Source organism: Paraburkholderia caffeinitolerans, assembly GCF_902859945.1.
In the GTDB taxonomy this organism is placed as follows: Bacteria; Pseudomonadota; Gammaproteobacteria; order Burkholderiales; family Burkholderiaceae; genus Paraburkholderia; species Paraburkholderia caffeinitolerans.
Genome location: NZ_CADIKL010000010.1, coordinates 177,160 through 198,711, shown reverse-complemented (window position 1 = coordinate 198,711; position 21,552 = coordinate 177,160). Strand labels below are relative to the sequence as shown.

Annotated in this window: 22 protein-coding genes and 2 pseudogenes; 15 read left to right on the top strand and 9 right to left on the bottom strand. The window is 63.4% G+C overall.

Annotated features, from left to right (window positions below; translation table 11 throughout):
* The first annotated feature begins 293 nt into the window (after positions 1-293).
* Entirely contained in the window at positions 294-506 is a 213-nt protein-coding gene (locus HV773_RS12865; protein WP_129564076.1) for a DUF1059 domain-containing protein, read from the top strand.
* 119 nt (positions 507-625) lie between these two features.
* On the opposite strand, the gene HV773_RS12860 is transcribed toward HV773_RS12865, so the two are convergent.
* The 3 genes from HV773_RS12860 to HV773_RS12850 form a co-directional block, all read right to left on the bottom strand.
* Entirely contained in the window at positions 626-1,741 is a 1,116-nt protein-coding gene (locus HV773_RS12860; RefSeq protein ID WP_129564077.1) for an S-(hydroxymethyl)glutathione dehydrogenase/class III alcohol dehydrogenase, read from the bottom strand.
* A 44-nt stretch (positions 1,742-1,785) separates the two neighbouring features.
* Entirely contained in the window at positions 1,786-2,061 is a 276-nt protein-coding gene (frmR, locus tag HV773_RS12855) for a formaldehyde-responsive transcriptional repressor FrmR (protein ID WP_129564078.1), read from the bottom strand.
* A gap of 83 nt (positions 2,062-2,144) precedes the next feature.
* Complete coding sequence (locus HV773_RS12850; protein WP_129564079.1) at positions 2,145-2,345, bottom strand: DUF2905 domain-containing protein; 201 nt, start codon at positions 2,343-2,345, stop codon at positions 2,145-2,147.
* A 173-nt stretch (positions 2,346-2,518) separates the two neighbouring features.
* Here HV773_RS12850 and HV773_RS12845 point away from each other — a divergent pair, with 173 nt between their 5' ends.
* Together HV773_RS12845 and HV773_RS12840 are read left to right on the top strand one after the other, a co-directional pair.
* The gene (locus HV773_RS12845; RefSeq protein ID WP_129564080.1) at positions 2,519-4,999 is read left to right on the top strand and encodes a DUF3772 domain-containing protein; all 2,481 of its coding nucleotides are present in this window, start codon (positions 2,519-2,521) and stop codon (positions 4,997-4,999) included.
* 33 nt (positions 5,000-5,032) lie between these two features.
* The gene (locus HV773_RS12840; protein ID WP_129564081.1) at positions 5,033-5,563 is read left to right on the top strand and encodes an isochorismatase family protein; all 531 of its coding nucleotides are present in this window, start codon (positions 5,033-5,035) and stop codon (positions 5,561-5,563) included.
* A gap of 11 nt (positions 5,564-5,574) precedes the next feature.
* Here the strand turns inward: HV773_RS12840 and HV773_RS12835 are convergent, their stop codons facing one another.
* From HV773_RS12835 to HV773_RS12820, 4 genes are all read right to left on the bottom strand, one after another.
* Positions 5,575-6,672, bottom strand: a complete 1,098-nt coding sequence (locus HV773_RS12835; RefSeq protein ID WP_175195289.1) for a TAXI family TRAP transporter solute-binding subunit — start codon at positions 6,670-6,672, stop codon at positions 5,575-5,577.
* A 61-nt stretch (positions 6,673-6,733) separates the two neighbouring features.
* The gene (locus tag HV773_RS12830; protein WP_175195287.1) at positions 6,734-7,699 is read right to left on the bottom strand and encodes a hypothetical protein; all 966 of its coding nucleotides are present in this window, start codon (positions 7,697-7,699) and stop codon (positions 6,734-6,736) included.
* Positions 7,671-7,832 (bottom strand): hypothetical protein, encoded by a 162-nt coding sequence (locus HV773_RS12825; RefSeq protein WP_160113495.1) that lies wholly within the window; start codon positions 7,830-7,832, stop codon positions 7,671-7,673. Before HV773_RS12825 ends, HV773_RS12830 begins: the two co-directional genes overlap by 29 nt.
* A 186-nt stretch (positions 7,833-8,018) precedes the next feature.
* Positions 8,019-8,822, bottom strand: a complete 804-nt coding sequence (locus tag HV773_RS12820; protein WP_129564084.1) for a DNA-binding transcriptional regulator — start codon at positions 8,820-8,822, stop codon at positions 8,019-8,021.
* 193 nt (positions 8,823-9,015) lie between these two features.
* Here HV773_RS12820 and HV773_RS12815 point away from each other — a divergent pair, with 193 nt between their 5' ends.
* The 11 genes and pseudogenes from HV773_RS12815 to HV773_RS12765 all read left to right on the top strand — a co-directional run bounded on the left by HV773_RS12815 (position 9,016) and on the right by HV773_RS12765 (position 18,715).
* A complete protein-coding gene (locus HV773_RS12815) occupies positions 9,016-10,875 on the top strand; it encodes a bifunctional 3-(3-hydroxy-phenyl)propionate/3-hydroxycinnamic acid hydroxylase (protein ID WP_129564085.1) in 1,860 nt (619 codons plus the stop codon).
* A 2-nt stretch (positions 10,876-10,877) separates the two neighbouring features.
* Positions 10,878-11,822, top strand: a complete 945-nt coding sequence (locus HV773_RS12810) for a 3-carboxyethylcatechol 2,3-dioxygenase (RefSeq protein WP_129564086.1) — start codon at positions 10,878-10,880, stop codon at positions 11,820-11,822.
* 28 nt (positions 11,823-11,850) lie between these two features.
* On the top strand, positions 11,851-12,654 hold the full coding sequence (locus tag HV773_RS12805; protein ID WP_129564087.1) for a 2-keto-4-pentenoate hydratase: 804 nt from the start codon (positions 11,851-11,853) through the stop codon (positions 12,652-12,654).
* Between the two features lie 13 nt (positions 12,655-12,667).
* A pseudogene (locus HV773_RS12800) lies at positions 12,668-13,180 on the top strand (acetaldehyde dehydrogenase); the annotation flags it as partial.
* Positions 13,135-13,512 (top strand): annotated as a pseudogene (locus tag HV773_RS12795) (4-hydroxy-2-oxovalerate aldolase); the annotation flags it as partial. The pseudogenes HV773_RS12800 and HV773_RS12795, both read left to right, overlap by 46 nt.
* Before the next feature lie 93 nt (positions 13,513-13,605).
* Complete coding sequence (mhpT, locus tag HV773_RS12790) at positions 13,606-14,853, top strand: 3-(3-hydroxy-phenyl)propionate transporter MhpT (RefSeq protein ID WP_129564088.1); 1,248 nt, start codon at positions 13,606-13,608, stop codon at positions 14,851-14,853.
* Positions 14,854-14,918: 65 nt separating this feature from the next.
* Positions 14,919-15,788 carry an alpha/beta fold hydrolase gene (locus HV773_RS12785; RefSeq protein ID WP_129564089.1) on the top strand — a complete coding sequence of 290 codons (870 nt, stop codon included), beginning with the start codon at positions 14,919-14,921 and terminating at the stop codon, positions 15,786-15,788.
* Positions 15,789-15,880: 92 nt separating this feature from the next.
* Positions 15,881-16,423, top strand: a complete 543-nt coding sequence (locus HV773_RS12780) for a DUF4142 domain-containing protein (RefSeq protein WP_129564090.1) — start codon at positions 15,881-15,883, stop codon at positions 16,421-16,423.
* The gene (locus tag HV773_RS12775) at positions 16,420-16,773 is read left to right on the top strand and encodes a cupredoxin domain-containing protein (RefSeq protein ID WP_129564091.1); all 354 of its coding nucleotides are present in this window, start codon (positions 16,420-16,422) and stop codon (positions 16,771-16,773) included. Before HV773_RS12780 ends, HV773_RS12775 begins: the two co-directional genes overlap by 4 nt.
* Positions 16,774-16,790: 17 nt before the next feature.
* Positions 16,791-17,501 carry an RNA polymerase sigma factor gene (locus tag HV773_RS12770; RefSeq protein WP_129564478.1) on the top strand — a complete coding sequence of 237 codons (711 nt, stop codon included), beginning with the start codon at positions 16,791-16,793 and terminating at the stop codon, positions 17,499-17,501.
* A 140-nt stretch (positions 17,502-17,641) separates the two neighbouring features.
* Positions 17,642-18,715 (top strand): MBL fold metallo-hydrolase, encoded by a 1,074-nt coding sequence (locus HV773_RS12765; RefSeq protein ID WP_129564479.1) that lies wholly within the window; start codon positions 17,642-17,644, stop codon positions 18,713-18,715.
* Positions 18,716-18,742: 27 nt separating this feature from the next.
* Here HV773_RS12765 and HV773_RS12760 read toward each other — a convergent pair whose 3' ends face one another.
* Both HV773_RS12760 and HV773_RS12755 read right to left on the bottom strand, forming a co-directional pair.
* A complete protein-coding gene (locus HV773_RS12760; RefSeq protein ID WP_129564092.1) occupies positions 18,743-19,774 on the bottom strand; it encodes an SGNH/GDSL hydrolase family protein in 1,032 nt (343 codons plus the stop codon).
* Positions 19,775-19,858: 84 nt separating this feature from the next.
* Positions 19,859-20,632 carry an AraC family transcriptional regulator gene (locus HV773_RS12755; RefSeq protein WP_246282274.1) on the bottom strand — a complete coding sequence of 258 codons (774 nt, stop codon included), beginning with the start codon at positions 20,630-20,632 and terminating at the stop codon, positions 19,859-19,861.
* A 309-nt stretch (positions 20,633-20,941) separates the two neighbouring features.
* On the opposite strand from HV773_RS12755, the gene HV773_RS12750 reads away from it, so the two are divergent.
* A complete protein-coding gene (locus HV773_RS12750; protein WP_129564093.1) occupies positions 20,942-21,547 on the top strand; it encodes a response regulator transcription factor in 606 nt (201 codons plus the stop codon).
* Positions 21,548-21,552: the final 5 nt, after the last annotated feature.

Here is a 21,552-nt window from a genome sequence, read left to right as displayed (position 1 = left end):
CCAGCCGATGAGCGCTTCGCGAAACGGCTCGTACCCCGGCAGCCGGCGAGGCTCGAAGATAAATTAGCTAACCTGAATTATCAAATTCAATAAATAATATTTGTGCTATTAAATCTCGTATTTCATTTGCCTGATTAGACCGCGCAGTTAAATCATATTATTATCTTGCGCGGATTCATTTTAATAGTTTAGCAAACGCATTGCGCGGATTCTATAATTTTCACGCATACGCGGGCTGCTCGCGAATGCGTGCGTCGTATAGCGCTGTTAACCCGCCAACGAGGAGTCTCGCCATGACTCGAAAGTACATTGATTGCAGAGAGTTCCCCAGCGAGATGAACTGCTCGGTTGCGATTTCGGCGGATTCGGACTCGGAGCTTCTGGAGGCCGCCGTCCAGCACGCGGTGAGCGTGCACCATCACACCGATTCACCGGAGCTGCGCGCACAGATTAGCCAGCTCTTTCACGAAGGCTCGCCGCCGGTAGCGTCGCCGCGCGCGGCATGAGCAAGAACAGGGAGCCGGCATGCAACGTGCCGGCCTGGGCGTTTCGACGGGGGAGCGAATGCAACGCCACGGCGCGCGAGGGCAGCGATTTGCCCTGCACGCCGTGACGATTGCATGCGTTAGTCGTTGTAGTGAACCACGGTGCGGATCGACTTGCCTTCGTGCATCAGATCGAAGGCCTCGTTGATGCCCGTGAGCGGCATCGTGTGCGTGACGAACGGTGCGAGCTGGATCTTGCCCGACATGGCGTCTTGCACCATGCCCGGCAGCTCCGAGCGGCCCTTCACGCCGCCGAATGCCGTGCCCAGCCAGCGGCGGCCCGTCACCAGCTGGAACGGGCGGGTGGAGATCTCCTGGCCCGCGCCAGCCACACCGATCACGACCGACTGGCCCCAGCCGCGGTGTGCGCATTCGAGCGCCGCGCGCATCACGTTGACATTGCCGATGCATTCGAAGCTATGGTCCACGCCCCAGCCCGTCATCTCGACGATCACCTGCTGGATGGGCTTTTCGTGGTCCTTGGGGTTGACGCAGTCGGTGGCCCCGAAGGCGCGCGCCAGATCGAACTTGCCGGGGTTGGTGTCGACGGCGATGATGCGGCCCGCCTTGGCAATCTTCGCGCCCTGGATCACGGCGAGGCCAATGCCGCCGAGACCGAACACTGCAACCGTGTCGCCTTCCTGCACCTTGGCCGTATTCTTCACTGCGCCGAGGCCCGTGGTCACGCCGCAGCCCAGCAGGCAGACCTGTTCCGGATTGGCTTGCGGGTCGATCTTCGCGAGCGACACTTCGGCCACCACGGTGTATTCGCTGAACGTGGAGCAGCCCATGTAGTGATAGATGGGCTGGCCGTTGTAGCTGAAGCGGGTAGTGCCGTCGGGCATCACGCCCTTGCCCTGGGTGGCGCGCACGGCCACGCACAGGTTGGTCTTGCCGCTCTTGCAGAACAGGCACTCGCCGCATTCGGCGGTGTAGAGCGGAATCACATGGTCACCGGGCTTCACGCTGGTCACGCCTTCGCCCACTTCCACGACAATGCCGGCGCCTTCGTGGCCCAGCACCACGGGGAAGAGGCCTTCCGGATCGTCGCCGGAGAGCGTGAAGGCGTCGGTGTGGCAGACGCCCGTGTGCGTGATCTTCACCAGCACTTCGCCCTTGCGGGGCGGTTCGACATCGATCTCGACGATCTGGAGCGGCTTGCCCGCCTCGAATGCGACTGCGGCACGTGATTTCATAGCAATCCTTAAGAATAGTGGTCGAACGGCTGCGGGCGGAGATCCTAGCGCAAATAGGTTCGGACGAGGCTCACGACATCGTCGATCGAACCGGACGCGGACTCCGTGATTCCAGTCAGTTGGGTGAACTCTTCGCGCAGATGGCTTTCGAGCACGCCGGCCATGACCCCATTGATTGCGCCGCGAATGGCAGCGAGTTGCTGCAGCACGGGCGCGCAATCGGCGCCTTCCTCGAGCGCGCGCTCGAGCGCGTCCAGTTGCCCGCGCACTTTGCGCACGCGCGTGAGGACGCGTTTCTTTTCTTCAGGGGAATGGGGCATGGCGTTACCGGAATGGTGATACTGGGAGAGAGTATAGGTGAATACTGCTGGGGAGTATAGGGGGCGCGAGGCCGCTGCCGCGCTCAATGCTTCAGAAGCCACAGCAGCAAGGACACCACGGCCGAAACCAGGATGCCGGTGACGATGGGGAAATAGAAGTCGAAGCCTTCCGTGACGATATGAATGTCGCCGGGCAGCCGGCCGAACGGGATGCGCAGGATCCAGCGCCACCCCATGCCGGCGAGGATGCAGGCGATGCCGACGACAATCAGGAAACGGTTCATGCGGCGCGCTCCCGAGCGATGGGGGATCAGATCATGATAGGCCGATGGCGGAAGTTGTGCGGGGCGCACGCGGTGACGCGCGCCTTTTAGGGGCGGTTCACGAACCGGTAGCGCCCCCGGCACTCAGGGCATAATTCCGTACGCGAACTACCTGTAATAATTGAAAGCCCCCCATGGCATTGCACCGACTTTCCGCTTTCGCGCGCCAAATCGCGCGAATTGCGCTGATCGCGCTTTTGTCGCCGCTTTTGTCGCTCGCCCTGGTTGCCCCTGCGCTGGCCTTTCCGGCTGTCACTATCGCAACCGTCGCGACCGCAAGCAGCGTGGACGCGACGCCGCCCGCGATTTCGCTGACCGAGGCGCTTGCGCAGCTCAAGCAGATGCAGGTCAAACAGGACAGCATCAAGCAGCAGACCTCGACCGCGACCGGCGGCAAGGATCTCGATGCGCTCTCCGACGCCACCCAGCAACTGAGCGCCGACGTCGATAAACTGCGCAGCCAGATCGTGCCGCTGCGCGCGCAGGTCCAGGCTCAGCTCGATGTGCTCGGGCCGGCGCCGACTTCCGGCGAGACACCGGGCACCCAGGCGGTGGCCCGCCAGCGCGCCAGCCTGAACGCGCGCAAGGATCAGATCGACGCCGTACTGAAACTGGCCGACGACCAGAAAAGCAATCTCGGCATTCTGTCCGCGCAGTTCGCGAAGCTGCATCGTGGCTTGCTGAAGAACCAGCTTGCGCTGCGCTCGAGCGGCATCTTCAGTGCGCAATTCTGGGTGCCGCTGCTGCGACAGCCTCCCGAAGACGGGCAGCGTCTCGGCGCGTTCGACGCACAGGTGCGCGAGATGGTGCGCTCGGTCTGGGAGCCTGGGCAGCGCTTCCTGACATCGGTGCTGTTGATCGCCGCGCTCGCGATCTGGCTTGGCGGCCGCAAGCTCGTGCAGCGCTCGCTCGCGTGGTTCTGCCTGCATCGCTTGCCCGCGACGCGTCTGCGCCGCAGCGCGCTTGCGCTGTCGACGGCCATCTCCACGCTGCTTGCAGCGTCGGTTGCGCTACAGGTGCTCTATCTGGCGCTCGCGCGCCGCGTCGATCTCACCCCCGCGCTGAGCGACCTGTGGGGCGAGTTCACGAAGCTCACGCTGACTTGCGCGCTGATCTCGGGGCTCGGCCGCGCGCTGTTGTGCACCAATCATCCGTCGTGGCGGCTGCCTGCGCTGGCCGATCCGGTGGCGCGCGCGCTGCGGCCGTTTCCGAGCACGCTCGCGATGCTGCTGTTCGTCTCCGGCGCGGTCGAGGCGATCAACCGCATCGTCGACACGAGCCTTTCGGTCACGCTGCTCGGGCGCGGCATCGTTTCGCTCGTCACGGTGCTGACCATCGGCGCGGGGCTGCTGCGCGCGAACCGCGTGCGCGCCGCGATGGCCGCAGCCGGCGAGGCGCCCGAATCGCACTCCACGGTGGCGGGGCTGATTCACGCGGGCACTGCGCTGGCGATCATTGCGTCGCTGATCGCGCTGGTGATCGGCTACATCTCGGTCGCGCGCTTCATTACCTACGAGCTGGTGTGGTTCGAAATCGTGTTGTGCAGCATCTACGTGCTCACGAAGCTGAACCGCGATATTTGCGCGAGCGTGTTCAGTCCGAACCTGGCGGCGGGCAAGCAACTGAAAAATCTGCTCGGGCTCGACGACAAGCATCTCGATCAGGTACAGGCCGTGGTCTCGGGCATCGGCACCAGTCTCCTGATGCTGCTCGCCGTGGTGGCGCTGCTGACAGGTGGCTTCGGCACGACGCCGGCGGACCTGCTCAACAGCCTCATCAGCATCATTGGCGGGCAGCGGCTGAAGAGCCTCGACATCATGCCCGCGCATATCGTGAACGCCGTAATCGGGTTCGCGGTCGGTCTTTACCTGCTGCGCGCGGTGCGCCGCTGGCTCGACCAGGAATTCATGCCGGCGCTGGGCATGGACCCCGGCATGCGCATGTCGCTCATCACGCTATTCACGAACGTGGGCTACGTGCTGCTGGTGCTGATGACGTTCTCGCTGCTAGGCGTGCGCTGGGACAGCCTCGCGTGGATCGTGAGCGCGCTCTCGGTCGGTATTGGCTTCGGCCTCCAGGAGATCGTGAAGAATTTCGTCTCGGGCCTGATCTTGCTGACCGAGCGGCCCGTGAAGGTGGGCGACAGAATCAGTATTGCGGATATGGAAGGCGACATTCGCCGCATCAACGTGCGCGCGACCGAAATCCAGTTGCTCGACCGCTCGACGATGATCGTGCCCAATTCGCAGCTGATTTCGCAGAACGTGCGCAACGTCACCATGGGCGACAGCACCCAGGGCGTCGCCACGCTGGTCTTGACGTTCCCGCTGGATACCGACCCGGAGCAGGTGCGCGACCTGTTGCTCGAGGTGTATCACGAGCATCCCGACGTGCTGGACGAGCCCGAGCCATCGGTGCTGTTCAGCCAGCTCACACCCCAGGGCATCACGCTCAGCGTGACGGGTTACGTCAACAGCCCGCGCATCGCCGCCAAGACCAAGAGCGATCTTCTTTTCGCCATCCTCAAGCAATTGCGGGCCGCCGGGATCACACTGTTGAATCCACACAAGGTGATGGTGCAGAACTGGCCGACGCAGGACTCCGCACAGACTTAGATCGCAATAAATTGGTTCATCGAGGGATTCGCGATGCTGCATACCATTTCGGAGTCAGTCGTCGTTCTGGTCGACTTGCAGACAAGACTGCTGCCGGCGATTCACGAAGGGGCATTAGTCGTGGCTCAGGCGGTTCGGCTCGGACGGATTGCGCAAGGCCTGGATGTTCCGGTCATCGGAACAGAGCAGACTCCAGGCGCGCTTGGCGAAAACGCGACGGAAATAAAAGAACTGTGCTCAAGCACGGTCGTCAAGCATCATTTCGACGCCATCGCCGATGGTCTGATAGACGCGCTGCCTCAAGGACGAAAGAGAGCGATCGTGGCGGGATGCGAGGCGCATGTCTGCGTACTGCAGACGGTAATCGGTTTGCTCGATCGCGGTTTTGCAGTCACTATCGTCACCGATGCAATGGGTTCGCGCAAAGTCGTAGACAGAGACGCGGCAATTGCGCGGCTCGGCAAAGCGGGCGCTGAAGTGGCAACAGTCGAAATGGTGGCGTTCGAATGGTTGCGCTCGAGTCAGCACCCGCGGTTCCGCGACATCCTGAAGTTGGTCAAGTAAGAGACATTTGACTACTTGCCACAAAGCAGCAGCAGGCGCTCCTGGTCCGTACATGGCCGGCCGGTGACTTTCTGCTCGGCCGTGGGAGCTTGCGGCATCGCCGTCTGCATCGCGGCGCGGCGCGCGATACAAGCTTTCAGGCGCTGCTCGACGGGCGGATAGTATTGCCATCCTTTGCCAAGGCCCGGCAGTTCGAGTTTCACCTGCTTCCATTTCGGGTGGCCTTGGCTCTGCAGATTGTTGAAGTTCTGGCAGAGCGAATCGGCAAATCGTTTCAGGTTGCCAACGGTGTCGCGCAGATTGTAGTCATAGGTCACGAGAAAGGCCTTGACCGTCCATGTCGGCACATCTTCTTTCAGCCAGTTCGGGTAGCTCGATGCATGAATGGTCGCGGGGAAATACGTTTGCTTCGCGCGGGCCGTTTCCGGGGCGTTCGGGTCGACGCGCAGGAAGCGGATTTGCTGCAGCAACTCGGGATTCATATCGGTGAAGAGCTTCGCAGGTTGCCCCGCGACGATAATCGCCACGTCGATCTTCTTCACGATCAGCGCGGCCAGCGCATCTTCGTTGCTTAGATTCTGTACGTTCTGATCGGGAATCGGCTGGCCGAACATGAGGCGGTACAGTGTCGTACCCGATTGCGCGGTTCCGCTGCCGATCAGTCCCACGCTGATGACCTTGTCCTTGATCTCATTGATCGTCTTCATCGGCGAATCGTTTCTAACGACGAAATAAATTTCCTCGTCATAGAGCGGCATGATGAGCCGCAACGGGCGAATCGTCGTACCGGCCTCTTCGTTGCCCGCCTTCGCCATATCGACATAGGCTTGATAGACGTCCGATTGGACGAGTGCGAGTTTTACGCCCGGTTCGAAGCGCAGACGCTGCACGTTTTCCGCCGACCCTTTCGAAGGGAGCACGGTGAGGTCGATGCCGGCGGGTTGCGCAACCCATTTTGCCAGGTCCTGGCCGATCTGGATGTAGGTGCCGCGCTCCTGGCCCGTCACGATCTTATAGTGTGCGTCTGCGGCTGCCGTACCGCCGGCGGCGAACGTGGAAAAAAACAGGGCAAACAAGCCCGCCAGGGCCGCCAAGGTCGTTTTCAGCATGGTCTCTCTCCCGTATGGAATCTAATGACCAACAGACATCCAATATGATATGGAATCCTGCTCAATGTCCTGCATTTCCCGGTGATGGCTGCTTCCAGCCGCCTTCCACAATCGCTCGCTCCTGCGCATCGACGCTGTTGCCGTTGCTGGCCGGACTGGCCGCATGGGGGGGAGCGGCTTGATTCGCTGGCGCATTCATGGTGCTCGGCAGAGGGGGCGCCGCCACGGCTGGTTGCGCAGCGCGATTGAGCGCACCCGGCGGATTCGGCGAGCTCAGCGGCGTCCAGCCCGTGGCAACGATGGCGCGCTCCATCAACGCTCGCGCTTGCTTGCTGCCTGAATCGATCGCGAGCGCCTCCGATGCCTTTTGCTGTACGCAACCCCAGACATGCTCTGACGCACATTGCTCGGCGATCCGCAGCGCACTGTCGAGCTGCTGTGCGCGCGGATTATCGGACATGTCCGTGGTTGGTGGCATGACTTGCGGTTTTGTCGTGGCGGGTTGCGATCCCGTATCGGCAACCGTGGGCCTCACGCTCGCTTGTTGCCCGGCTGCATCGTGAGCAATCGAGCCGCCCGAAGTGTGTGTGATTTGCTCGTCGTCGGCACTAGAGGGCTTGCGGACTTCGACGAACAGTAGATGCGCCGCGTACGCGATGGTGAGAAATATCCCGGCGATCAACAAGCCTTTTGTAAAGATCCATCGCGGCGAGAGCCTGGATGGCGCCTCATGTTCGAGCGGCCCGTCCTGGTATTGGGGCTTTACCGTTTCAGGAACGGGGGCAGGCACGCTCGCAGGCGATAGCTTCGCGGCCGCAGGCGCGGGAGGACCCGCCGCCATAGGGCCAAGGGGTCCCGGCACGATTCTCGAGTGAACGCTGTCGAACGGATGGTTCGCGCCGCAGTACGGGCAAACATCGACGTCATCGTGGAGCACGCCGCCACAGCGCTTGCACGCCCGGGGGGAGCTCTGGTCACGAGTATTTTGAGTGGACATGTTAATGCTCCACCGAAATGCCGATGCCATTCGGCAGGCTAAGAATCGTCGTCGAAGCGATCGGCGAGACGCCGCTGATACTTACGATATGCATGTGCGAGAGAGCGGCGACGTTGGTCCGTGCGCCGCCGCTGGTGAGGAAAATATGGGTGATTTCCCACATAGAGTCAACCGCCGCTGTTACCTACCGCACATATGCCTTTTGGAACATTTATTTGAATGGTTGCGTAACGCGTATTTAGTATGTATGTGCCGTACCCATGTTTGGGAACAATCTCGCGAATCCCGGAAACCTTACGGTTAAAAGCTATGTAATTTATCAAGCAGTAGGGGCGGATTTTGACGAGGCTTATCGCTTGGCGTTTGCCTCTTGTGCTTCGAGCGCCGCCACCATTTCCTGCGCGGCGCGCTGCAGTTCGGGCACGAAGCGCCGCACCGCCTCGGCCGGGTTGATGGCCTGCTCCAGGTAGATCACATTGAGGCTCGCGAGCACACGCCCATGCGCCTCGATTGCCGTGGCGAGTGCGCCGATCTTGCGCTGGTCCGCCCAGTCGCCGTGATTCGAGCCAAAACCATCCGCGCGCGTCTGGCGCACGAGATTGCGGACGAAAGCCTTGTCCGCCGCGAGCGTTTGCTGCTGCTCGCCGCCCGCGCCCGTGCGCAATAGCTCCAGAATCTCTTCGCGCTCCGTCTCGGGGCACATCGCGAAGTACACGCGCCCCGCGGCCGTGAGCAGGATGGGCAGGCGGCGGCCCACCATCGCGCGGTGAAACGAGAGCGGGCTGAAGCGGTGCGTGGTCTCGCGAATCACCATTGAGTCGCCGTCGGGTGTCGTGAGGTCCGAAGGCCACACCGTGCGTTGGAGCATCTGCGCCATGATCGGCGGCGCGATGGTCGCGATCAGCTCGTCGTCGGTGAACCCTTCGCTCAGGCCGCGCACGTTTATCGTCAGACGAAAGCTGTCGTCCGAAGCGCTGCGGCGCACGAACTTCTCCTCTACCAGGGTTTCCAGCAGGCGCCGCACTGTCGTGCGGTGCAGGCCTGTGGCCTCGCTCAACTGCTGGCTCGTCGCGCGGCCGTTCTCCATGGCGTTAAGCGCCTGGAGCACCTCGAGGCCGCGCGCCAAGCCCCGCACGTTTGCATACTTCGTCATTGGAAAATGCCTTAAAAATCAATCATGTGCATTCTATGCACATTTCTCAAAAAATGTTGAGCGCGCAACTAGTAGAACCTAGACTCGCTTCCATTCACCGGGCTTCGACAACACGTTCAACCGGGTAATCCGCTTTCAGGCACGGCCTGCCAGCATCCGCAGCGACCGCACAAGTCGCGCGAGAAGGAGACACATGAACACCCCCCTCGCCCAGCAGGCGGATGCCATCCGCCCCCGCCAGATTGCCACCGACGTCGCCATCATCGGCGCAGGTCCGGTGGGGCTCACGATCGCGAACATTCTCGGCCTGCAAGGCGTGCGTGTCACGCTCGTCGAGAAGCTCGACCAGATCATCGACTACCCGCGTGCCATTGGTCTGGATGACGAAGCATTGCGCGTGTTCCAGTCGATTGGCCTGGCGCAAGCGCTGCTGCCGCACACCACGCCCGATCACTGGATGCGCTTCGTCACGAAAGACGGCCACTGTTTCGCGTCAATCGAGCCGCGCACCGACGAATTCGGCTGGCCGCGCCGCAACGCGTTCATTCAGCCGCTCGCGGACCGCGTGCTTTACGAAGGCCTCGATCGTTTCGAGCACGTGGAAGTGCTGTTTGGCCACTCCGTCAATGCGTTCGAACAGGACGCGCAGGGCGTGACGATCGACGTGAGCGACGCGAACGGCGAGCGTCGTACGATCCGGGCGGCCTACATGGTGGGCGCCGACGGCGGCAACAGTTTCGTGCGCCGCGCGCTGAACGTGCCTTTTGAAGGCCGCACGAAGCCGAATCAATGGATCGTGGTGGATGTGCGCAACGACCCGATCGGCTCGCCGCACGTCTACATGCATTGCGATCATCGGCGCCCCTACGTTTCGGCTGCGCTGCCGCACGGCATTCGCCGCTTCGAATTCATGGTGATGCCGGGCGAGACCGAGGAAGCGCTTTCGAAGCCCGAGAACATGGCGGCGCTGATCCGCAAGGTGGTGGCCGATCCCGACAAGGTCGACTACATCCGCAAGCGCGTGTACACGCACAACGCGCGTCTGGCGGAAACGTTTCGCGTGGACCGCGTGCTGCTCGCGGGCGACGCGGCGCACATCATGCCCGTGTGGCAGGGGCAGGGCTACAACAGCGGCATTCGTGACGCGAACAACCTGGGCTGGAAGCTCGCGATGGTCGCGAAGGGCCAGGCCGATGGCCGCCTGCTCGACAGCTATACCGTGGAGCGCCGCGCGCATGCGCGCTCGATGATTCACCTCTCCGAAGTCGCGGGCGACATCTTCGCACCGACCACGCGCTTTGGCGCACGCTTTCGCGACACGTTTGTGCGCGGCATGAACGTGTTCCCTTCGGTGAAGCGCTACTTCGTGGAGATGCGCTTCAAGCCGATGCCGCGTTATGAAGCGGGCGTCGTGCTCCTGCCGCCTGTGCAAAAAACGGGCGGCTGGTTCGCGAGCTTGCTGGAGCGCTCGGGCAACTCGGCGCCGGGTCGCCTGCTCGGCTTGATGAGCCAGAAGCGCGACTCGCTGATCGGCCGCCTCGCCTATGGCCGCGATCCGCTCGCGGCTTCCCCGGTGGGCCGCATGTTCATTCAGCCGCGCGTGCGTCTTGCCGATGGCCGTGTGGTCCGCCTCGACGATGCGATCGGCAATGGCTTCGCGGTGCTCGCGTGGGGCGCGGACCCGACCTTCGGCCTCACGCCGCAAGCGCGCACGCTGTGTGAGCGACTGGGTGCTCGCTTCATCTTCGCGAAGCCCGACGTGCAACTCGAATACCCCGACGACGTGCCCCAAGACGTGCTCGCACTCGGCGACGTGCAGGGACGGCTGAAAGAGTGGTTCGGCCGCCTGCCGGAGTCTGTTGTGCTGCTGCGTCCAGACAGGTTTGTCGCGGGTGTTTGCACGCCGCAACAGGTGTCCGACGCGATCGTCGAACTCGCGGGCAAGCTCGGCATGACCGATACCGCTGAAGCCGGGCTGCGCGAAGCGAGTGCAGCAGTCCCGCAAAACCGTCCCGTTCGCGGCGTTGCCGTCGCGCGCGCCGCAGGAGCATGAGCATGCCGATTCACCTCGAATGTCTGTCGCACACGCCGTTGCACGGTTATTTCGATCCCGCGCCTGAAGTCGTGGCCGAGGTCGAGCGTGTGTGCGGCGCCGCGCGCGAACGCGTGGCGGCGTTCAGACCCGATCTGATCGTTGCGTTCGCACCCGATCACTTCAACGGCTTCTTCTATGACGTGATGCCGCCGTTCTGCATCGGCGCACGTGCCGAGGCCATCGGCGACTTCAAGAGCCTGGCCGGTACGCTGCCGGTGCCAGAGGAACTCGCGCGTACGCTCGCGGAAAACGTGCTCGACGCCGATGTCGACGTGGCGCTTTCGTATCGCATGCAGGTCGATCACGGTTGCGCGCAGGCGCTCGAATTGCTCACCGGCGGCCTTGACCGCTACCCGGTGGTTCCGGTGTTCATCAATTCCGTTGCGCCGCCCATGGCGACGCTGCGCCGCGCGCGCCTGCTGGGCGATGCAATTGGCCGGTTCTTCTCGCGTAGCGACAAGCGGGTACTCGTGGTGGGCTCGGGCGGCATCTCGCACGAACCGCCGGTGCCGGAACTCTTTGGAGCGACGCCCGATGTGGCCGAACGGTTGATCGCGGGCCGTAACCCTGCGCCCGACGCACGCGCAGCGCGCCAGGCACGCACGGTGGCCGCCGCGAAGTCGTTCACGGCCGGTGACAGCCCTTTGCATCCGCTTAATCCGGAATGGGACCGCGCATTCCTTGAGCGTCTCGCCTCCGGTGAACTGACCTCCGTCGACGGCATGACCAATGCCGCCATCACGCGCGACGGCGGCAAGTCGGCGCATGAAATTCGCACGTGGGTCGCGGCGTTCGGGGCGCTGGCCGCTTATGGCCCGTATCGCGCAACGCTTGACTACTACCGCGAGATTCCCGAATGGATCGCGGGTTTCGCCACCATGCACGCCACGTCCAACGTGGCTTGACGGAACATACGTACTCCGGAGCATTGCCATGTCAGATTCGAAACAAGTCGCGGCGCTGGCCGCGCGGCTGCGCGAAGCCGAAGCGTCGCGCAATGTGATTGAGCCGGTTCGCGGCGAGATCGCTTCCGGCGGCGTTGCGCTGGACGATATCGCCACCGCTTACGCGATTCAGCAGGCCAACGTCGATCTGCGCGTCGCCAATGGCGAGCGCATCGTGGGCCGCAAGATCGGCCTCACGTCGCTCGCGGTGCAAAAGCAACTAGGCGTCGATCAGCCCGACTTCGGCGCGCTCTTCGCTTCGATGGCCTACGGCGACGCAGAAGCCATTGCGCTCTCGCAACTGATCCAGCCGAAGGTGGAAGCGGAAATCGCGCTGGTGCTGGAGCATGACCTCACGCACGAGAAGCACACCTTTGTCGACATTCTGCGCGCCAGTGCGTATGCACTCGCAGCGATCGAAGTGGTGGACAGCCGCATTCAGCACTGGGATATCCGCTTTGTCGACACCGTGGCCGACAACGCGTCGAGCGCCCGCTTCGTGGTGGGCAGTCGCCCGCTGCCGCTCTCGCAGATCGATCTCACGGCCTGCGCGATGGAACTGTCGCGCGAGGGCGTCGTGCTTTCGCGCGGCCATGGCGCGGCTTGCCTCGGCAATCCGCTCAACGCCGCTGTGTGGCTCGCGGATCGCATGGTTCAACTTGGCACGCCGCTGCGTGCGGGCGACGTGGTGCTCACGGGCGCGCTTGGGCCCATGGTCGCCGTGAAGGAACCCGGCACTTATACCGCGCAGATCGACGGCCTCGGCAGCGTTCGCGCGACTTTCTCCGCCTGACGCAGGAATTCATATGGCTTCCGAAAAACTCAAGGCCGCGATCATCGGCTCCGGCAACATCGGCACCGATCTGATGATCAAGATCATGCGTAACAGCCAGCATCTGGAAATGGCAGCGATGGTCGGCATCGACCCGAACTCGGATGGTCTTGCGCGCGCCGCGCGCCTGGGTGTCGCTACCACGCATGAAGGCGTGGTCGGCCTTACGCGTCTGCCCGTGTTCAACGACATCGACTTCGTTTTCGACGCGACCTCTGCCGGCGCGCACGTAAAGAACGATGCGCTGCTGCGTGCGCTCAAGCCCAGCATTCGCGTGATCGACCTGACGCCCGCGGCCATCGGCCCGTACTGCGTGCCGGTCGTGAACGTCGACGCCCATATCGACGCGCTCAACGTCAACATGGTCACGTGCGGCGGTCAGGCCACGATTCCGGTCGTTGCTGCGGTATCGCGCGTGGCGAAGGTGCACTACGCGGAGATTGTCGCGTCGATGCATCGCTCGCCGGCATGGGCGCGGGTGCGGGCAACGCGCCGCTCGAAGTGTTCATCGGCGCGGCGGAGTGCATGGGATGGAACCACGGCGCCGACCTCTACACGCTGATGGACGCCGCCGACGACATCGTGCGTCCGCTGCAGGACCGCCCGGTACGGGTGGACCGTGAAACGCTCGCGCTCGGTTATGCAGGGGTCTATTCGAGTTTCCTGCGCCACTCGGAAGTGGCCGCGAAAAAGTATGACCTGAAGACGGTGGACATTCTCGTCGAACTGGGCAAGCGCCGGATGGTGGGCGGCCAGGAAGACATGATCGTCGACGTAGCGCTCGATTTGAGAAGCCACCAGAAAGCATTGGAATCCTGATTAAGTGCGTCGCCCATCGCCTTCTGGTGATGGGCGACATTTCCGTGGATAGCCGCCGGAAAGAGCGGCTCATATATCGATATGGAGACTTTTATGACGTTGCGAAACACGAGTGCTGGAGGAAGCGGAACGAGCGGCCGGGCAACCATTGCCCTGTGTCTGGCGATTGCGCTGCTGGAAGGATTGGACCTGCAATCGGCGGGCGTGGCCGGGCCGCGCATGGCGAAGGAATTTCATCTCGCCGTGGCGCAAATGGGCTGGGCGTTCAGCGCGGGCGCCATCGGTCTGCTGCCGGGCGCGGCGTTGGGCGGGCGGCTTGCCGACCGCTTTGGCCGCAAGCGCGTGCTCATGTGGTCCGTGACGCTGTTTGGGCTCTTCTCGCTCGGCACGACCATAGTGTGGAACTTCGAGAGTCTGCTGGTCGCGCGTCTGCTCACGGGCCTGGGGCTCGGTGCCGCCATGCCGAACCTGATCGCGCTGTGCTCGGAGGCGGCGGGCCCAGACATGCGCAGCACGGCGGTAGGCGCGATGTACTGCGGCATGCCGTTCGGCGCTGCGATTGCGGCCGTGATCGGTATGTTGGGAACGGGCGATGCGAGCTGGCGTCACGTGTTCTACGTTGGCGGCCTCGGCCCGATCGTGATGGTGCCGCTGCTCGGCTTGTTCCTGCACGAGTCACAGCAGTTCGTGGCCGCGCAAGCTTCGAAAGTAGCGAAGGAAGGCGCGCCGACCGTGGCGCAAGCGCTCTGGCAAGCGGGCCGGGCGCGCACGACCATTGCGCTGTGGATCAGCTACCTCGGCACGCTGATCGTGCTGTACTTCCTGATGAACTGGCTGCCTTCGATGGTGCTCGCGCGCGGCCTGACTCGCGTGGAGTCGAATCTCGTGCTGATGCTGTTCAACATCGGCGGCGGTGTCGGTGCCGTTGCGATCGCAACCATCATGGATCGCTTTGGCCGACGTGGCACGGTAGTCGGCATGTATGTGGGTATCGTGGCCGCGCTCACCGTGCTCGCGAGTGCGGGCGGCGCAAGCGCCACGGCTTTCGGCGGCCTGCTGTGCGGCTTTTTTATCGTGGGCAGCCAGTCGGTGCTTTACGCACTTGCAGGCCATGCGTATCCCACGGAAGTGCGCGGCACGGGCGTGGGCGCAGCAGTGGCGGTGGGTCGCCTCGGCTCGATTCTCGGGCCGCTCGTGGCGGGCCAGTTGTTCGCGCTCGGCCAGAGCCCGTCGATGCTCGTGGGCTCGAGCATTCCACTTGTCGTGATTGCGGCGCTCGCGGCGCTCAGCGTGGTGGGTGCATTCAGGCAGCGCGGCGCGCCGGGCACGCAGCGCGCGTGACATTAAAGGGGAGAAGGCACGCGCCTTCTCCGGCATGGGCTATTACGCTTTAAAGGATGATCATCATGACGGGTACGGCACAAGCAATCACCGAAGCCTCGACAAGCAAGTTCGCTCGCGTCAAGGACGGCGAGGTCGAGTTCCAGATTCACTACAACGACGCAGGCGTTGGCGCCGAAACTGTCGTGATGCTGCACGGCTCGGGACCGGGCGCGAGCGGCTGGGCCAATTTCAACCGCAATGTCGAGCCGCTTGTCGCGGCCGGCTACCGTGTGATCCTGATGGACTGTCCGGGCTGGAGCAAGAGCGACCCGGTCGTCTGCACGAGTTCGCGCTCGGACCTGAACGCACGCGTGCTCAAGGGTCTGCTCGACGTGCTCGACATCGAGCGCGTGCATATTCTCGGCAACTCGATGGGCGGTCATAGCGCCGTTGCGTTCGCACTGGCGAACCCGCAGCGCGTGGGCAAGCTCGTGCTGATGGGCGGCGGCACCGGCGGCCCGAGCAGTTTTGTGCCCATGCCCACCGAAGGCATCAAGCTGCTGCAAGGTCTCTATCGCGATCCGACGATCGAAAACCTCAAGCGCATGATGAACGTGTTTGTCTACGATACGAGCGCGCTCACCGACGAACTGATGCAGACTCGCCTCGAAAACATGCTCGCACGGCGCGATCACCTGGAGAATTTCGTCAAGAGCCTCGCCGCGTTCCCGAAGCAGTTCAGCGACTACGGCCCGCGCCTTGGCGAAATTGCTGCACCTGCGCTCGTGATCTGGGGCCGCGACGACCGTTTCGTGCCGATGGATATCGGCTTGCGTCTGCTGGCGGGCATGCAGAACGCGCAACTGCACGTATTCAACCGTTGTGGCCACTGGGCGCAATGGGAGCACGCACAGGCGTTCAACCGCATGGTGATCGACTTCCTGAAGCACTGAACATAAATCGGGAACAGCGCTTCGGTTCGCGACATCTATTGCCTCGAAAGCCGGGAAAGTCCCGGCTATTCCCCAATTTCGAGGAGAGACACATGAAAACCGCAGGCAGGCTGTTGTGCGCCGGGTTCGCGCTGGCACTCTCGTGCGCGCCCGCGCTGGTCCGGGCGCAGAGCGCGGGCCCGACCGATCCCCAGATTGCCGCTATCGTGGTGGCCGCGAATCAGGCCGATATCGACGCGGGCAAGCTCGCCGAATCGAAAACCCATTCGAAGGATATTCAGGCGTTCGCGCAGCGCATGGTTGCCGACCACACGAGCGTGAACCAGGCGGCCGTCAACCTCGTGCACAAGCTCGGCGTGACGCCGCAAGACAATCCGACCAGTGACAGCCTCAAGCAGGGCGGCAAGGCCAATATCGCGAACCTTCGGTCGTTGCAGGGCGCGCAATTCGACCGTGCCTATATCGACCATGAGGTCAGCTATCACGAGCAGGTGATCGACGCGCTCGACAAGACGCTCATTCCCAGCGCACAAAACGCCGACTTGAAGGCGCTGCTGGTGAAGGTCAGGCCCGCGTTCGTCGCGCACCTCGACCACGCGAAGCGCGTGCAGGCCATGCTAGCGAATGCGCAATGAGCCGCCTGTCTCCCGTGCGCCGGTTTGCCCAAGCCGGCGCTTGCGGAATTTGCGCGCTCGCGCTGATGGCCTTCGCCGGACGCGCCGCCGCAGGCGATCATGTGGTGACGATCGCGCAAATGCGCTTTAGCCCGCCAACCGTGAAAGTGCATCGCGGCGAGCGCATCGTGTGGGTCAACCAGGACCTCGTCGCCCATACGGTGAGCGCGCAGGCGAAGACCTTCGATTCGGGCAGCATCGCGCCGGGCGCATCATGGCGATACGTTGCAAACACGCCCGGCTCGTATTCATACCAGTGCCTGTTTCATCCGGCGATGCGTGGCACACTGATTGTGGAGCCGAAACCATGATGGAACGAGGAACGGCAATGGCCGACCCCAACGTGAGCGATTTGAGCGCATTGAGCGCACTGACCGATGCGGACGCGGATATTGTGCGCCGCGTCGTGGCGGGCGATCTCGCGGCCTTCGAGTTGTTGATGCGCCGCCATAACCGCCGCCTGTTCCGGCTCGCGCGCGCGACGCTGCGCAACGACGCCGAAGCGGAAGATGCATTGCAGGACGCGTATCTGAAGGCGTTCAGGGCACTCGGGCAGTTTCGCGGCGATGCGGCGCTCGCGACGTGGCTTTCGCGCCTCGTGCTCAACGAATGCTTCGCGAGGATGCGTCGCGAGGCCCGCCGCCAGAACCTGATGCCGACGCTTGTGCATTGCGTCGACGACGAGCAGATGGCTTTCGACATGGACCCGATCACCGCTCACGACGATGTTGCCCCCGACCAGGCGGCCTCCCGCGCCGAGATTCGCGCGCTGCTCGAACGCAAGCTCGACGCGCTGCCGGTGGGGTTTCGCACGGTCTTCGTGCTGCGCTCGGTCGAGGAGATGAGCATCGAGGAAACGGCGCAGTGCCTGGGCATTCCCGAGGCCACGGTGCGCAGCCGCCATTTCCGGGCCCGCCAGATGTTGCGCGATGCGCTGGCGGAGGAGGCCGATCGTCTGGGGCCGGCGCTGTTCGAGTTTGGCGGCTCGTGCTGCGACCGCATCGTCGCGGCCGTGCTCGCGCGGCTGCGCGGGACTTAGCGGGATAGTGGCGTTGAAGTGTGCGTTCTCGAACACGCACGCTTGATCGATGAGCGTCCGCGTCTGCGAAAATCGACGGAGAATCCCCACGTGCGCGCCAACCGGCCCGCGTCATGCCTTTCTCTCCCGCGAGGTTCGCGATGATCTTTCGCCAGCTATTCGACTCCGTCTCGTCTACCTATACCTATCTGCTCGGTGATGTCGAAAGCGGCGAGGCGCTGCTGATCGACCCGGTCTACGAGCAGGTGCCGCGCGATCTCGCGCTGTTGCAGGAGCTGGGCCTGCGCTTGCAGGCAACGCTCGACACCCACGTGCACGCCGACCACGTGACCGGCGCGTGGCGCATGCGCCAGCGCTGCGGCAGCGAGATCGCGCTCGCGGCCACGGTGCATGCCGAGGGCGTGAACCGTCCGTTGCAGCACGGCGACCGCGTGGCGTTCGGCAAGCGCTATCTGGGCGTGCGCGCGACGCCGGGGCATACGAGCGGCTGCCTGACCTATGTGCTCGACGACGAGAGCATGGCCTTCACCGGCGACAGCCTGTTGATTCGCGGCTGTGGCCGCACCGATTTCCAGGGCGGCAGTCCGCAGCAACTGTTTGCGTCGGTGCGCGAGCAGATCCTGACGCTGCCCGCCGACTGCCTGCTTTATCCGGCGCACGATTATCGCGGCATCACGGTCACGAGCGTGGCCGAGGAGCGGCGCTTCAATCCGCGCCTGGGCGGCGACGTGGATCTCGGCGATTTCGCGGGCTACATGGACAACCTGAATTTGCCACACCCCAAGCAGATGGCCGTGGCGGTGCCCGCCAACCTGCGCTGCGGCAAGCCGGAGGGCGAGGCGCAGGTGGCGGTGGAGACGCCCGACTGGGCACCGCTGACCTTGCGCTTTAGCGGCGTATGGGAAATCGAGCCCATGGCGCTGCTCGAACATGCGGCCGATTTCCAGATCGTCGACGTGCGCGAGGCGCCGGAGTTCATCGATCGCCTGGGCCACCTGCAAGGCGCCACGCTGGTGCCGCTTTCGCAATTGATGGCCCGGCTCGACGAACTCGACCGCGAGCGGCCAGTGGTGGCGGTGTGCCGCTCGGGCGTGCGCTCGGCGCAGGCGAGCGTGCTGCTGGGCAAGGCCGGCTTTGGCAAGGTCGCCAACCTCGCGGGCGGCATGCTGCGCTGGAAGGCCGAAGGTTTGCCGGTGGCGACGGATAGCATTTAAGCAGCGCCTCGCTGCCCTGGCTTCGCCTTAATGGCCCAGCCCCGATTTGGCAATCTGCTGCTCGACGAATTGCGCGAAGAGCGCGTGCATATGCGTGGTCGGATGGAGATCGTCGGCGAACATATAGGTCTGGTCCGCGTTGGGCGTGACATAGGTGGGCGGCGAGCATAGCAGCGAGGTGTCGTCAGGCGTTTTCGAAGGGTCGCAGGCCTGGGCGGTGTTGGACACCGTGAAGCCGTTCGCCTGGTAATTGGCGATCAGCTGCGTGGCCCACGTGTACGAATCGATCTCGATGACCTTGCCTTGCAGGCCATTGCTTTGCAGCGCGGCATTCAATGTGGTGTTGAAGCGTTGCGACAACTGGGTGAGGTTCGCGCCGTGGTCGGCCTCGGCGATGCCCTTGGGCGAGAGGCCCACGTTCGGCACATTGATCACCACGACGTGGGTGGCGCCGTCCTGGACGATCTGCGCGACGCTCTGGGCGAGCGTGCTGGCCGCCTGATCCACGGTCGTATTGGCGGCGGGCGGCGTGCCGGCGCGCAGCACGTCGTTCGAACCGGCCCAGACCAGCACCAGTTGATTGGCGTTGAAGCTCCCATGCGCGGACACGTAGTTCGAAAGCTGCTGAGTCACGGGCATTTCGACGTTGCCGATCACGTCGGAGAGAAAGTCGTACTGGTTGGCCGGCGTGGCCACGGTGGAGCCGCCCTCCGCGTAACCCAAGCCGCTTTGCGCGCTGAGCCGGTGGTCGATGCCGATCGTGAACGCGGCGCTCAGGGTGTCGCCGTAATACTGCGCGATGTCTTGCGTCCACACCTGGCCGGGATTGGTCGTGAAGCGCCCGCCGCCCACCGCGCTGGCCAGCGGTGCATAGGTGCCGACATCGGAAAGGCTGTCGCCGAAAGAGACGATTTGCAGATGCACGCCGCCCGGCGGGGTGGTTGCGCTGGGGCTTGTGCCGTTGCTGCTGCTGCCGCCGCCACCACCGCCGCACGCCGAAAGCAGTGCAAACAGGATTGCAGAAGTTACACCGCGCAGGCTGTTGCCGATTCCTCGCATCGCGCCTCCTCGCCGCTCAAGGCGGCCATGCCCGCATGGCGGACTCGTGCAAGGAGAAGAGGCAAAAAGGGTGCCCGCCTCGGGTTAATGTCGAACGCGTTTCAAGGTTTCGCTAGGTATTTCGCCAAATGCCTGCCGGTAGTATTGCGAGAACCTGGGCATATGGCGAAAGCCCCATTTCGCGGCTACGGTGGCAACCGTGCAGGCGGGGGCGGCGCTCAGCAGGTCGCGCAACGCGCCGTTGAGCCGTGCGTTCATAAACCACCTGCCCGGCGTCATACCCACGCTGTTTTTGAAAATCATTTGGAGCGAGCGCTGGGTATAACCGCTGCGCCGCGCGATATCGGCGAGCGAAAAGTCCGCCATCTCCCCGGAGAGCACCAGGCGCTCGCACGCCAGGATCAGGCGATGATGGCGCTCCTCGGCGGGCGTGCGCCCGGATTTGCCGGCCGGTGCGGCATCGCAGAGCGCGTCCACATAGGCGTCGACCAGCGACTGGCCAATCGTGTCAGCCAATTCCGTGGCGATGTCACCCGTGCTCGCGAGGCGTTCCGCGAGACCTAATGCGTCGGTGGTCAGCACGGTGAGCGTGGCGCGGCTGCGCGGCGGCAGGCGCAAGGAGGTCATTGCGCGCCGCGGCAATTCCAGCGTCTGCCCCATGCGGCGCAGCGCGGTTTTCTGCACCTGCTCTTCAGGCACCAAAAAATTGACCCAGCGCGAGGAGCCCGCCGCATGGTAAAGCAGATCGACACCCGCCGGATAAATCTGGATGTCATCGTCTCCCATCGCGGTCGTGTTGCAGCGCGTGGTGATCCCCCCTTCGGCCATGAAGCCAAGGCAAAGCGCTTCGCGCGGCATGCTGCCTCGCGCGATCACCGGAAAATCGTAGCAGCCTGTTTCGAGCCGCAAGTCGCCGAGCGCAAGGCGCTGATGCGCCATTGCACTGCTTCGGGCAGTCAGCAAGCGATGTTCGATATGGCCGCCATAAACGACGTCGAACGCCTGCTGCAATTCAAAGCCCGAATAGTTCTGTCGCCAATAAATCGGCGGAAACGACACGTCGTACACTCCTGGAGGATTTCGCTTTTTGGATAACGCATTTTATCCACCTCGATTATTTTACGTCCGTGTGATGTAACGACGTTGGGACGAAGGGGGAATAAGGTTGTGAGCGAATCTGGCAAGGCGACAATTCACGTGGTCGAAGACGACGAAGGCCTGCGCGATGCCTTGGCTGTGCAGTTGCGCTGCGCGGGCTATGTAGTCCGCACCTATGCGTCGGCGGGCGAGTTTCTCGTGAGTCCGCCGCCCACGGGCAATAGCTGCGCGCTGATCGATCTGGTGCTGCCAGGGCCTGGTGGTTTGTCACTCCAGCAGGCGTTGCTGCGCGACGGCGACACGTTGCCTATCGTGTTCATGAGTGGGCACAACGATGTGGCGTCCGCCGTAAAGGCGATGAAGGCGGGCGCGGTGGACTTTCTGGTCAAGCCATTCGGCATCGATGTGCTGGTGGGCGCATTGGAAGCGGCGCTATCGTCGCGTGCCAATCAGGCGTCGGCGCCGCGTACGCCATCAATTGAGTTGAGCGAACGCGAGCGCTTTGTCCTGACCGCTATCGTGGGCGGATCGAAAAACAAGGACATTGCGCGCGAGTTGCGCTTGTCCGAACGGACCATCAAGCATTGCCGCGCCGCACTGATGCAGCGCTTCGAAGCGACGTCGTTCGCCGATCTGCTGCGCCGCGCCGCCCCGATGGTCGAGGAGGCGCTTTAAACGCA